Annotated in this window: 11 protein-coding genes; 5 read left to right on the top strand and 6 right to left on the bottom strand. The window is 56.6% G+C overall.

The window, feature by feature from the left end:
- Window positions 1-41 precede the first annotated feature (41 nt).
- Window positions 42-1541, top strand: a complete 1500-nt coding sequence (locus tag BN1134_RS07520; protein ID WP_042046322.1) for a sensor domain-containing diguanylate cyclase — start codon at window positions 42-44, stop codon at window positions 1539-1541.
- A gap of 154 nt (window positions 1542-1695) precedes the next feature.
- Window positions 1696-3288, top strand: a complete 1593-nt coding sequence (locus BN1134_RS07515; protein ID WP_042046321.1) for an ABC-F family ATPase — start codon at window positions 1696-1698, stop codon at window positions 3286-3288.
- 117 nt (window positions 3289-3405) lie between these two features.
- On the opposite strand, the gene rplT is transcribed toward BN1134_RS07515, so the two are convergent.
- The 5 genes from rplT to BN1134_RS07490 form a co-directional block, all read right to left on the bottom strand.
- Window positions 3406-3762: a 50S ribosomal protein L20 gene (gene rplT, locus BN1134_RS07510; RefSeq protein WP_042046320.1), complete on the bottom strand. Its 357-nt coding sequence runs from the start codon at window positions 3760-3762 to the stop codon at window positions 3406-3408.
- Window positions 3763-3778: 16 nt separating this feature from the next.
- Window positions 3779-3976 carry a 50S ribosomal protein L35 gene (gene rpmI / locus BN1134_RS07505; RefSeq protein WP_042046318.1) on the bottom strand — a complete coding sequence of 66 codons (198 nt, stop codon included), beginning with the start codon at window positions 3974-3976 and terminating at the stop codon, window positions 3779-3781.
- A 90-nt stretch (window positions 3977-4066) separates the two neighbouring features.
- Window positions 4067-4594, bottom strand: coding sequence for a translation initiation factor IF-3 (gene infC / locus BN1134_RS07500; RefSeq protein WP_269746957.1), 528 nt, complete (start codon window positions 4592-4594; stop codon window positions 4067-4069).
- A gap of 21 nt (window positions 4595-4615) precedes the next feature.
- Window positions 4616-6544, bottom strand: coding sequence for a threonine--tRNA ligase (gene thrS, locus BN1134_RS07495; RefSeq protein WP_042046315.1), 1929 nt, complete (start codon window positions 6542-6544; stop codon window positions 4616-4618).
- A 238-nt stretch (window positions 6545-6782) separates the two neighbouring features.
- A complete protein-coding gene (locus tag BN1134_RS07490; RefSeq protein WP_042046313.1) occupies window positions 6783-7370 on the bottom strand; it encodes a tetratricopeptide repeat protein in 588 nt (195 codons plus the stop codon).
- A gap of 576 nt (window positions 7371-7946) precedes the next feature.
- Between BN1134_RS07490 and BN1134_RS07485 the strand changes: the two genes are divergently transcribed.
- The 3 genes from BN1134_RS07485 to BN1134_RS07475 are packed head-to-tail and all read left to right on the top strand — an operon-like array spanning window position 7947 to window position 12698.
- Window positions 7947-9869 carry a PrkA family serine protein kinase gene (locus tag BN1134_RS07485; protein WP_042046312.1) on the top strand — a complete coding sequence of 641 codons (1923 nt, stop codon included), beginning with the start codon at window positions 7947-7949 and terminating at the stop codon, window positions 9867-9869.
- A gap of 23 nt (window positions 9870-9892) precedes the next feature.
- Entirely contained in the window at window positions 9893-11164 is a 1272-nt protein-coding gene (locus tag BN1134_RS07480; protein ID WP_042046311.1) for a YeaH/YhbH family protein, read from the top strand.
- A 10-nt stretch (window positions 11165-11174) separates the two neighbouring features.
- Window positions 11175-12698: a SpoVR family protein gene (locus BN1134_RS07475; RefSeq protein ID WP_042046310.1), complete on the top strand. Its 1524-nt coding sequence runs from the start codon at window positions 11175-11177 to the stop codon at window positions 12696-12698.
- A gap of 58 nt (window positions 12699-12756) precedes the next feature.
- Here the strand turns inward: BN1134_RS07475 and fadR are convergent, their stop codons facing one another.
- Entirely contained in the window at window positions 12757-13470 is a 714-nt protein-coding gene (gene fadR, locus BN1134_RS07470) for a fatty acid metabolism transcriptional regulator FadR (RefSeq protein ID WP_042046347.1), read from the bottom strand.
- Window positions 13471-13717 lie beyond the last annotated feature (247 nt).

Below are 13717 nucleotides of genomic sequence, written 5' to 3'. Positions count from 1 at the left end.
ATTCCCATAATGTGCACCGAATCCACTATTCGGGTGATACCGTGAACTCACATGTAAAACGCGACCTGAAACTTGATAACAGCACCCATATTGCTTTTGTCATCATCTTGGTGTTTCAGACCCTCGCCTTTTCTGCTTATGCGCTCTACTCCTTTCATGAACGCAAGCATGCCGCGCAAGAGAGCGCCGCTGACTTTGTCTCCAATACCGCCAGTGTCACCTATGAAGAGGTGATCAAGCCCCTTGAGCACTCGCTCAATGAGATCGCCAGCCTCGTTGAGGCCAAAGGGGAGTATCCGTTCACCGATCCGGTCACACGCGCCAAGGCGGGCGCCCTGCTCAATGTCAGCCGAGGCCTGATGAACCTCAGTTATAGCAGCAAGGAGGGACACTTCTCTGCCATTCCGCAACTGGGTCACATCGATGATGCCCGCGAGCGTCCCTGGTTCAACACCAAGAGCATCCGTAGTGCCTTCGTCTTCTATACCCCGCTCTATCCGGACTTCTTCGATCATTCGATGGTGCTCTCCATTGCCAAGCCCATCTTCGATGCCCACAGCTACACCGGCTCGCTGGCCGCCGATCTCAACCTGATCGAGCTGAGCTACCCCTACCGCAGCATGATCCTGCCCCTTGGCGGCGCCCTCATGGTGATCGATAGAAGTGGGCACATCCTGCTCAAGGGAGACACGGCCCGGATCGCCCAGCTCGGGGTCAATCCTCATCTGGTCGCCAAAATGAACAACAGCTCCGGCACCATCACGGACAGGTATCGAGAGCTGCAGATCTTCTACCACTCCTATACCAACCCCGACTGGTTCGTGGTGTATGCCGTCCCGCTCAAAGAGATCACCCAGAACATCCTGATCTCCATGCTGCCCACCTTGATGCTGTTTATCATGTGCAGCTTCGTGGTCATCATGATGTGGTTCATCACCCATAAAACCCAGTACCGCATGCTGTCAGAGATCATCTCCAGCCTGCGCTTTGGCCGCGAGAACACCAAGGGGACCCTGGAGAATGTGCAGCGGGAGATCGCCGAGCAGCAGCAAGCCCTGCAAAGTGAAAGTGAAAAGGCCAACCGGGATCAGTTGACCGGGCTGTGGAACCGCGGTCGTCTCGATGCCGATCTGCACTCCTTGTGTGAGCATCAGGTGCCCTTTGCCCTGGCGCTGGTCGATATCGACCACTTCAAGCAGGTCAACGATACCTACGGTCACCTGCTGGGGGATGAGGTGCTCAAGGCCATCGCCAAACTGGGAGGCGAGATCCTGGACAAGAGCGCCCAGATCTACCGCTACGGGGGGGAAGAGATCGCCGTGCTGTTCCCGCGCAGCGATCTGGACTCCGCCGTGGCACACATTGAGCGCTGGCGCTGCGCCCTGGAAGCCCGTGAGTGGCGGGAGCAAGATCTGAAGGTGACCTTCAGTGCCGGGGTCACCACCCAGAATGGTCAAAAGGATGACGACATCCTCCAACGGGTTGACGCACTGCTCTATTGCGCCAAGGAAGAGGGGCGCAATCGAACCCTGGGGGCCTGATCCCCTTCCTCGGGCCGGTTGCCATGACCGGCCCAGCTGGTATCATGCCGTGTTCAATAACAGGGGGCGCACGTCCCCTTGAGCGAAACGGAGTGGCCACATTGGCTCGCTTGCGCCGTTCGCTCCGTTTCCACAACCCCCCATTAGGTTTTTTATGCTCTCCTCCAACAACATCACCATGCAGTTCGGCGCCAAGCCACTGTTTGAAAACATCAGCGTCAAGTTTGGCGATGGCAACCGCTATGGCCTTATCGGTGCCAACGGTTGCGGCAAATCCACCTTCATGAAGATCCTCGGCGGCGATCTCGAGCCGTCCGGCGGTAACGTCAGCCTGGACGTTAACGAGCGCATCGGTAAGCTGCGCCAGGATCAGTTTGCTTACGAAGAGATGCGCGTGCTGGACGTGGTCATGATGGGCCATGCCGAAATGTGGGCCGCCATGCAGGAGCGGGATGCCATCTACGCCAACCTCGAGGCGAGCGACGACGACTACATGCGCGCCGCCGAACTTGAGGGCAAGGTGGCCGAGTATGACGGCTACACCGCCGAAGCCCGTGCCGGTGAGCTGCTGCTCGGGGCCGGTATTCCGCTGGAGCAGCACAACGGCCCCATGAGCGAAGTGGCTCCAGGCTGGAAACTGCGGGTGCTGCTGGCCCAGGCGCTCTTCTCCAACCCGGACATCCTGCTGCTGGACGAGCCGACCAACAACCTGGACATCAACACCATCCGCTGGCTGGAGGGGGTGCTCAACGATCGTGACTGCACCATGATCATCATCTCCCACGACCGCCACTTCCTGAACATGGTCTGCACCCACATGGCGGATCTGGACTACGGCGAGCTGCGCGTCTACCCGGGCAACTACGACGACTACATGCTGGCCGCCACCCAGGCCCGCGAGCGTCTGCTGGCCGACAACGCCAAGAAGAAGGCGCAGATCGCCGATCTGCAATCGTTCGTGTCGCGCTTTAGCGCCAACGCCTCCAAGTCACGGCAGGCCACCTCGCGCCTCAAGCAGATCGACAAGATCAAGATCGAAGAGGTCAAGGCCTCCAGCCGGCAGAACCCCTTCATCCGCTTCGATCAGGACAAGCAGCTCTATCGCAACATCCTGGAAGTGGAAGGCGTGGCCAAGGGCTACGGCGACACCCCCCTGTTCAAAGGGCTCAACATGCTGCTGGAAGTGGGTGAGAAGGTCGCCATTCTGGGGACCAACGGCATCGGTAAGTCCACCCTGATCAAGACCCTGGTCGGTGAGCTGGCCCCGGATGCCGGCACCATCAAGTGGTCCGAGAACGCCCAGATCGGCTACTACGCCCAGGATCACGCCGAGGAGTTCGACACCGATCTCAACGTGTTCGACTGGATGGCCCAGTGGAAGAAGGAAGGGGATGACGAGCAAGCGGTGCGCTCCGTGCTCGGCCGCCTGCTGTTCTCGCAAGATGACATCAGAAAGCCGGTTCGCGTGCTGTCCGGTGGCGAACAGGGCCGCATGATCTTTGGCAAGCTCATCATGCAGCGCCCCAACATCCTGATCATGGATGAGCCGACCAACCACCTGGACATGGAATCGATCGAATCGCTGAACCTGGCACTCGAGATGTATAAGGGTACCCTGATCTTCGTCTCCCACGACCGGGAATTCGTCTCGTCGCTTGCGACCCGGATCCTGGAGCTGACCGAAGAGGGGATCCGCGACTTTAGCGGTAGCTACGATGACTACCTGCGCAGCCAGGGCATCGTTTAACCCGGATCAACGACATGGAAAGGCCCCGCATCGCGGGGCCTTTTTTATGTCGCCTCACCATGAAGACAACAAAAAGGAGGCCGAAGCCTCCTTTTTATATCATGACATTTCCAGCGATTAAGCCAGAGCTGCCTTTGCCTTTTCAACCAGAGCGGTGAAAGCGACCTTGTCGTGAACGGCGATGTCAGCGAGGATCTTACGATCGATCTCGATGGAAGCCTTCTTCAGACCGTTGATCAGACGGCTGTAGGACAGACCGTTCTGACGGGAAGCCGCGTTGATACGGGCGATCCACAGTTGACGGAACTGACGCTTCTTCTGACGACGGTCACGGTAGGCGTACTGACCAGCCTTGGTTACCGCTTGTACCGCTACGCGGTAGACGCGGGAACGGGCACCGTAGTAACCCTTGGCAGCCTTCAGAACTTTCTTGTGACGAGCGCGAGCGGTCACACCACGTTTTACTCTCGGCATTTCTCACACCCCTCTCTTATGCGTACGGCAGGCAGGCAACAACACGTTTTTGGTCAGCGGCAGAGACCATGGTCTTCGGGCCGAGCTGACGCTTACGCTTGCTGCTCTTCTTGGTCAGGATGTGACGCAGGTGGGCGTGCTTGCACTTGAAGCCACCAGAGCCAGTCTTCTTGAAGCGCTTGGCGGCGCCCCGGTTGGTTTTGATTTTCGGCATTTCGAACTCCGCATTGTGAGTAACAACAAAACAATCAGGCGAACAGGCTCGTGGAGTATTCCCCCACGAGCCGATTTCTTGTGGGCCTGATTATTTCTTCTTAGGCGCGAGGACCATCACTGCTTGACGGCCTTCGACTTTGGGGAAGGACTCGACCACGGCCAGCTCTTCCAGATCGTTCTTGACGCGCTCCAGTACCTTGATACCAAGTTCCTGGTGGGCCATTTCACGACCGCGGAAGCGCAAGGTAACCTTGGCCTTGTCACCTTCCTCGAGAAAGCGAATCAGGTTGCGCAGTTTTACCTGATAGTCGCCTTCGTCGGTGCCAGGACGGAATTTGATTTCCTTCACCTGGACGACTTTCTGCTTCTTCTTCTGCTCTTTAGCAGTCTTGCTCTTTTCGTAGAGGAATTTGCCGTAATCCATGATCCGGCAAACGGGCGGCTCGGCGTTGGGACTGATCTCAACCAGATCAACTCCAGCTTCAACGGCTAAGTTCAATGCATCCTGGATCGAGACGATGCCCAGAGGCTCTCCCTCAACACCAGTCAAACGAACTTCTTTCAGACGAATCTCGGTATTGATCCGGTGAGCGCGGGCTTGCGGTTGCTTGCCCAGTTTTTTTCCGCCTTTTATAGCTTATTCCTCCACTCTCTTTTGTCCGCGGGTCTGAACTTCTTGGGTGAGCAGTGTAATCAGCTCTTCAACCGGATAGGTTCCCAAGTCAGCCCCCTTGCGAGTGCGAACAGCAATTTTGCCGGATTCGACTTCTTTGTCGCCGCAAACCAGCATATAGGGCACTCGCTTCAAAGTATGCTCGCGGATTTTAAAGCCAATCTTCTCATTTCTCAAGTCCGCCTTCGCACGCAGACCCGCATCATTCAATGCCTTGGCTACCTTGAGCGCATAATCTGCCTGATTGTCAGTGATATTCATGACAACAGCTTGAGTCGGCGCCAACCATGCCGGGAAGAAACCGGCGTACTCTTCAGTCAAAATACCGATAAAGCGCTCAATGGAGCCCAGAATGGCACGGTGAATCATGACCGGCACGTGACGCTCGTTGTCTTCACCCACATAGGTAGCCCCGAGGCGACCCGGCAGGGCGAAGTCAAGCTGGACCGTACCACACTGCCAGGCGCGATCCAGGCAGTCGTGCAGGGTGAACTCAATCTTCGGGCCATAGAAGGCCCCTTCACCCGGCTGCAGGTCATACTTGAGACCATTTTTGACCAAGGCCTCGGCCAGAGCCGCTTCGGCGCGATCCCACATCTCGTCGGTGCCGATACGTTGTTCCGGACGAGTAGAGAGCTTGACCACGATATTTTCGAAACCGAAGGTACCGTAGACGTCATACACCATGCGGATGCAAGAGGAGACCTCTTCCATCACCTGCTCTTCGGTACAGAAGATATGGGCATCATCTTGGGTAAAGCCACGCACCCGCATCAGACCATGCAAGGAGCCGGAGGGCTCGTTGCGGTGGCAAGAGCCAAACTCGGCCATGCGCAGCGGCAGATCGCGGTAGGACTTGAGGCCCTGATTGAAGATCTGCACGTGACCCGGGCAGTTCATCGGCTTGATGGCGTACTCGCGGTTCTCCGACTGGGTGGTGAACATGGCCTGGGCGTACTTATCCCAGTGGCCGGACCGTTCCCACAGGACGCGATCCATCATGAAAGGTCCTTTGACCTCCTGATAGTCGTACTCCTTGAGCTTGCCGCGGATGAAGGTTTCCAGCTCGCGGAAGATAGTCCAGCCATCGTTGTGCCAGAACACCATGCCCGGCGCCTCTTCCTGCATGTGATACAGGTCGAGCTGTTTGCCGATTTTACGGTGATCGCGCTTGGCAGCCTCTTCGAGGCGCTGCAAATAAGCCTTGAGCTGCTTCTTGTCTGCCCAGGCGGTACCGTAAATGCGCTGCAACATCTTGTTGTTGGAGTCACCACGCCAGTAGGCGCCGGAGATCTTCTGCAGCTTGAAATGGTGGCAGTGGCGCATGTTGGGAACGTGCGGGCCACGGCACATGTCGATGTACTCTTCGTGATGGTACAGACCCGGGCGATCGTCGCGTGCGACGTTCTGATCCAGGATCTCCATCTTGTAGGTCTCACCACGGGACTCGAAAGTATCACGAGCCTCCTGCCAGGAGACCTTCTTCTTGACCACGTCGTAGTCTTTGGATGCCAGCTCAAGCATGCGTGCTTCCAGAGCCGCCAAATCCTCGTCGGTCAGGGCGCGATCGAGATCTACGTCGTAGTAAAAACCGTTGTCGATGACCGGGCCGATGGCCATCTTGGTCTGCGGCCACAGCTGCTTAATGGCATGACCGAGCAGGTGCGCACAAGAGTGGCGAATGATCTCCAGCCCCTCTTCATCCTTGGCGGTAATAATGGAGAGCTGAGCATCGTTCTCGATCAGCTCACAGGCATCGACCAGCTCGCCATTGACGCGGCCGGCAACACACGCCTTGGCCAGGCCAGGGCCGATGTCGGCAGCGACATCCAGAACGGAAACCGGTTGGGAGAATTGACGCTGGCTGCCGTCAGGCAGGGTAATGATTGGCATCTTGAAATCCTTATACAGTGGTGACCCACACCAAAGGCCACATGCAAAGAGTTAAGTCGGTTAAATGGACGACACGATTTTGCCTGACTGTTCACTCTACTCTGCAAACGCGCCAGCGAGCGGAGGACAAGCCTTCTCTCCCTCACGACAAATCAGGCAAGGCGCCATGGTAACAGATGACATCGAACAGGGGGTAACAAAAATGCACCACCTACATGGTGATTTTTCACGCATTTTTCTAACTTCCAGCCACCAGGCGTTCCAGTTCATCAAAGGTGAATGTCCCCTCCCCCCGCTCCCGGTTGACCAGCTCTTTTAAGACCAGCAGAGCGGTCTCGTTACCGGCGGAGGCCGCCCGGAGCAGGTAGCGGCGCCCCTTCTCCCATTCAGGTTGCCCCTTGATACCAAGCAGGCACAAGGCCCCGAACTTGAGTTGAGCCATGACATTGCCCCCTTGCGCGGCCAGCTCGAACCAGTGATAGGCGGCATTCAGATCCCGCTTTACATGACCGCCTCTGAGATAGGCCTCTGCAAGCCGATATTGACTGGCCGCTTCACCACGCTCAGCCGCATGTTGGTACAACTGCCATGACAACGTCTGATCCTGGGCAACGCCCAGCCCCCATTCATACGCCTGGGCCAGACGCACCTGCGATCTGAGATCCCCTTCATCAACAAGGATGCGCCAAATGGCCACGGCGGTCTGATGCTCGCCACTGCGCCACGCTCTGTCCGCCTGATGAGCCGTCTGTTCATCACCTTCGATGCGCCATAACACAGCCATGATCAATGCCATAAAAGCCAAACGTCGAATGGTAATGTTCATCACTCCCTGCTCTTGTAAGCGTCCCCGGCTCACGGCTAACAAAAAGGCCAACATCATAGCAAATGTAAAAAAATAAGGCCCTCGCGATGCGAGGGCCAAGCCAACGGAAACGTGCTTAAACAGAGCTTTGCACCTGCTAAATCAACCAGTTCAAGCAACCTGATCTGGCCATCTGGCGAAGTACGAGTTCAATCTAGCCGGCACACAATGTTACGTCAATGTAAAAATTAGAGCTGCAACACCAAACGAGACGGCTATTTCTGTTCCCCCCTCGCGACAAACCCAGCGCCCTTTTGAGACCCGAACGTCTCTCTGTATATTTTCTCTTCGAAGCCTTTGACAGCGATCGGGGAACGTGGCAGAAATAATTTAACAGTCAGTAACATATGCGTGTAGATGACCGCCGCCATCGACTCTGTTGGCCTTGGGCAAACAGGGATAGGCAACCGGGAACAGATTCTGCAACAGCAATACGCGGTGAGGTAGCGGGTAGGCTTAACTTAGATAAGACAATGTGACAATTCGATGGCGATGGTTCTTTTAGGGTAAGCGTCTATCTATAACGGGGGTAAGGTTATGGGCATCTTCGAGCATTACCAACAACGCTACGAAAAAGCCAGGGAAGAGGAGTACACCATCCAGGAGTTTCTGGATATGTGCAAACAGGACAAGTCCTGCTACGCCTCCGCCGCCGAACGACTGCTGGCCGCCATCGGTGAGCCTGAGATGATCGACACATCCACCAATCCGCGCTTGAGCCGACTCTTCTCCAATCGGGTTATCGCCCGCTATCCCGCCTTCCGGGACTTCTATGGCATGGAAGAGGCCATCGAGCAGATTGTCTCCTACCTCAAGCATGCCGCCCAGGGCCTGGAAGAGAAGAAACAGATCCTCTATCTGCTGGGGCCGGTGGGGGGCGGAAAATCCTCTTTGGCCGAGAAGCTCAAGGCCCTGATGCAGAAAGTGCCTGTCTATCGCATCAAAGGGTCACCGGTCAACGATCACCCCTTCTGCCTCTTCGACATGGAAGAGGATGGCGACCTGCTTGAGCGTGAATATGGTATCCCGCGCCGTTACCTGCGTCCCATCATGTCCCCCTGGGTCGTCAAACGCCTGCACGAATTTGGCGGCGATATTACTCAATTCAAGGTGGAGAAGGTCAATCCCTCCATCCTCGATCAAATTGCCATCGCCAAGACCGAACCCGGCGATGAGAACAATCAGGACATCTCTTCTCTGGTGGGCAAGGTCGACATCCGCATGTTGGAGCACTATGCACAGGATGATGCCGACGCCTACTCCTACTCCGGTGCCCTGTGCAAGGCCAACCAGGGGATGATGGAGTTTGTCGAGATGTTCAAGGCTCCCATCAAGGTACTGCACCCGCTGCTGACCGCTACCCAGGAGGGGAACTACAACGGCACCGAGGGGATCTCGGCCATGCCGTTTGAGGGGATCATTCTGGCCCACTCCAATGAATCCGAATGGCAGCAGTTTAAGAACAACAAGAACAACGAGGCCTTCCTCGACCGGGTTTACATCGTCAAGGTGCCTTATTGCCTGCGCGTCTCGGAAGAGGTGAAGATCTACGAGAAATTGTTGCAAAACAGCCAGTTGACCGAAGCCAAGTGCGCTCCAGGCACCCTCGAGCTGCTCGGCCAGTTCTCGGTGCTCTCGCGCCTCAAGGAGCCGGAGAACTCCAGCCTCTACTCCAAGATGCGGGTCTATGACGGCGAAAGCCTCAAAGATACCGATCCCAAGGCCAAGAGTTACCAGGAGTACCGCGACTATGCCGGCGTCGACGAAGGGATGAACGGCCTTTCCACCCGTTTTGCGTTCAAGATCCTGTCGCGGGTATTTAACTTCGACCACGCCGAGGTGGCGGCCAATCCAGTGCACCTCTTCTATGTGCTGGAGCAGCAGATTGAGCGAGAACAGTTCCCGCAAGAGCTGCACGACCGTTACCTCGAGTTCATCAAGGGATACCTGATCCCGCGTTATGTTGAATTCATCGGCAAGGAGATCCAGACCGCCTATCTCGAGTCCTACTCCGAGTACGGCCAAAACATCTTCGATCGCTACGTCACCTATGCCGACTTCTGGATCCAGGATCAGGAGTACCGCGATCCGGAGACCGGCCAACTGTTTGACCGCGCCGCGCTCAACAGCGAGCTGGAGAAGATCGAGAAACCGGCCGGGATCAGCAACCCGAAGGATTTTCGCAACGAGATAGTCAACTTCGTGCTGCGTGCCCGCGCCAATAACGCCGGCCGCAACCCGACCTGGACCAGTTACGAGAAGCTGCGCACCGTGATCGAGAAGAAGATGTTCTCCAACACCGAGGAGCTGTTGCCGGTCATCTCGTTCAACAGCAAGACCTCGGCCGAAGAGCAGAAGAAACACGATAACTTCGTCGCGCGGATGATGGAGAAAGGGTATACCCGCAAACAGGTGCGCCTGCTCTCTGAGTGGTACTTGAGGGTGCGTAAATCATCCTGAGCCTGATGGCCAAGGAGGGGAATATGGCGCATTTCATCGATCGCAGACTGAACGGCAAGAACAAGAGCGCTGTCAACCGGCAGCGCTTCATCCGCCGTTATAAGAAACAGATCAAACAGGCGGTCTCCGATGCTGTGGCCAAACGCAGCATCCAGGACGTGGACAAGGGCGAGAACATCAGCATTCCCACCCGCGACATCACCGAATCCATTTTCCATCAGGGACGTGGCGGCAAGCGGGAGATGGTGCACCCAGGCAATGATCAGTTCGTCACCGGGGACAAGATTGACCGCCCGCAGGGAGGGGGCGGTGGCGGGGGAAGCGGTGAAGGGCAGGCCTCAAACCAGGGGGAAGGCGCGGATGATTTTGTGTTCCAGATCTCCAAGGATGAGTACTTAGATCTTCTGTTTGAGGATCTCGAGCTGCCCAACTTGCAGAAAACCCAGCTTAACCAACTGATGGAAGTGAAGACCTACCGGGCGGGCTACACCTCGAACGGGGTACCGACCAACATCAACGTGGTGCGTTCGCTGCAAAACTCTCTGGCGCGGCGGGTTGCACTGCAGGCCGGCAAGAAACGACAGCTGCGTGAGCTGGAAGCCCGGCTGGCGCTGCTGATGCAAGACCCCAATGAGCATCATGCCGAAATTGCATCGCTCGAGCGGGAGATCCGAGATCTGCGCAAGAAGATCGACGCCGTGCCCTTCATCGACACCTTCGATCTCAAGTTCAACAACTATGTGAAGCGGCCGGTCCCCTCCAGCCAGGCAGTGATGTTCTGCCTGATGGACGTCTCCGGCTCCATGGATCAGGCGACCAAGGATATGGCCAAGCGCTTTTACATCCTGCTCTACCTGTTTCTGACCCGCACCTACAAGAACGTGGAGGTGGTCTATATCCGTCACCACACCCAGGCCAAGGAGGTCGATGAGCACGAGTTCTTCTACTCCCAGGAGACCGGCGGCACCATAGTCTCAAGTGCGCTCAAGATGATGAGCGAGATCATGAGCGAACGTTACCCGGCAAATCAGTGGAACATTTACGCCGCCCAAGCCTCTGACGGAGACAACTGGGCCGATGACTCTCCCCTGTGCAAGGAGTTGCTCATCAAAGAGATCATGCCCTGGGTGCGCTACTACTCCTACATCGAGATCACCACCCGGGCCCACCAGACCCTGTGGCACGAGTATGAGTCGGTCGCCAGCCAGTTCCCCCACTTCGCCATGGAGCACATCCGTAAGCTCGACGATATCTACCCGGTGTTTCGCGAACTGTTCAAGAAGCAAGCCGCATGAGGGGGACGCTATGAGTGAGACACAGACTAGAGTGTATGCCCCGCTTGACGACGGGCCAGACTGGACCTTCGAACTGCTGGAGATCTACCACAAGGAGATCGCCCGGGTTGCCGCCCATTACAAGCTCGACACCTATCCCAACCAGATCGAAGTGATCACCGCCGAGCAGATGATGGATGCCTATTCCAGCATCGGCATGCCGATTGGTTACCATCACTGGTCCTATGGTAAGCACTTCATTCAGACCGAGCGTAACTACAAGCGTGGTCAGATGGGACTGGCCTATGAGATCGTCATCAACTCCGATCCCTGCATCGCCTACCTGATGGAGGAGAACACCATGCCGATGCAGGCGCTGGTGATCGCCCATGCCAGCTATGGCCATAACTCCTTTTTCAAGAACAACTATCTGTTCAAAACGTGGACCGATGCCTCGTCCATCATCGACTACCTGCTGTTTGCCAAGAAATACCTCGGCGAATGCGAAGAGAAGCACGGCATCGACGCCGTCGAGCGGCTGCTCGACGCCTGCCACTCCTTGATGAACTTTGGGGTCGACCGCTATAAACGACCGCAGAAACTATCGCTGGCCGAAGAGAAGCGGCGCCAGAAAGCGCGGGAAGATTATCTGCAGACCCAGGTCAACGAGCTGTGGCGCACCCTGCCCAAGCAGGCGCGCAGTGAAGGGGCCGAGGAGCTGCGCTATCCCCCCGAGCCGCAGGAGAATCTCCTCTACTTCATCGAGAAGAACGCCCCCCTGCTCGAGCCATGGCAACGGGAAGTGGTGCGCATCGTGCGCAAGATCAGCCAATATTTCTACCCGCAGAAACAGACCCAGGTGATGAACGAGGGGTGGGCCACCTTCTGGCACTACACCATCCTCAACCACCTCTATGACGAGGGAAAACTGACCGATCGCTTCATGATGGAGGTGCTGCACAGCCACACCAATGTGGTCTATCAGCCCCCTTATAACAGCCGCTACTACTCGGGGATCAACCCCTATGCCCTGGGTTTTGCCATGTTCACGGACTTGCGCCGGATCTGCGAGCACCCGACCGACGAGGACAGGTACTGGTTCCCGGATTACGCCGGCACTGACTGGGTGCAGACCCTGCACTTTGCCATGCAGAACTTCAAGGATGAGAGCTTCATCAGCCAGTTCTTGAGCCCCAAGGTGATGCGCGATCTCAAACTGTTTGCCATCGATGACGATGACATGAAGAACTATCTCAAGGTCTCGGCCATTCACAACGAGGAGGGGTACCGTCGCCTGCGCAGCACCCTGTCGGCGCAGTACAACCTAAGTAACCTGGAGCCGAACATCCAGGTCTACAACGTGGCGGTAAAAGGAGACCGCTCACTGACCCTGCGCTATGTCCCTCACAACCGGATCCCGCTGGCCGACTCACGCCACGAGGTGCTGCGCCACCTGCATCAGTTGTGGGGATTTGACGTGATCCTCGAGCAGGATAACGGCGAGCTCAGTCCCGAGATCATCGGGCGCTGTCCGGAGAAAAAGAGCAGCTACTAACCGGCCTCTTCCCCATCAACAAAAAGCGCACCCTAAGGTGCGCTTTTCTCATCCGCGGTCAGTGATCGCAAAAGTTGCTCGGCATGTGCTCGCGCAGGCGAGCCCAGTGCTTACCCGATTCGACGCCGTACTGGCGCACCAACTGAAACACCGACTCATAATCCTTGCTCTCTGCCAGCTTGAGCAACGCCGCGTAGTAACCGTCAGCACTGGCCCTGGCCTGCTTGTCAGAGAAGTAGTAGCGACCGACACGGGCATACAGCCCCTTGAAACCATTGAGGATCAGCGCATAGATGGGGTTGCCAGAGGCAAACGAGAGCTGGTGATGCAGGTAGTAGTCAAAATCGGCATACGCATCGGCACTGTCATCAACCGCAGTGGCCTCACGCAGGATCTCGGCGGCACGCTCCGGATTGTTGCGCACGGCACCACGGATGAAGATGGTGCTGATATTGGTGCGCGCCGACAGCAGCTGGGCCACCAGATCCGGCACCTTGTCCTGATCGAGACGAGCCAGGGTTTCGAGGATATTGAGCCCTGAGGTCTCCCAGAAGTTGTTGACCTTGGTCGGCTTGCCATGCTGGATGGTGAGCCATCCATCACGGGCCAGACGCTGCAATACTTCACGCAACGTGGTGCGGGTCACCCCAATCAGTTCGGAGAGTTCGCGCTCAGCCGGCAGGATAGAGCCGGGGGGAAAGCGGTTATTCCAGATGGATTCGATGATGTACTCTTCGGCAAACCCAGCAGGGCTCTGCGCTTTAATGACCATGAACGGACTCTGTAAAGTGATGACAATGTTAAACTCCCGCATGATAGCAAAGCCGATGACACTGGCAAACATAAAGGTCAGTCCTCTGCTGAGCACGAACCAATCGAAGCCATTGCTATCTCATGCCCTTTGTTAGACCCTGTCTCTTCGCACAAATCTTTGATTAATATCATGGGGAACGATGCCGCTTTGCGAAACCATCACTCTCCTTCCCATGATCCCGGGCAGGCACCGCGGGTCAAACGTC

The organism is Aeromonas simiae, from assembly GCF_000820125.1.
Classification (GTDB): domain Bacteria; phylum Pseudomonadota; class Gammaproteobacteria; order Enterobacterales; family Aeromonadaceae; genus Aeromonas; species Aeromonas simiae.
Note: the sequence above shows the minus strand (reverse complement) of the source record. Positions and strands in the feature narration are given on the sequence as shown.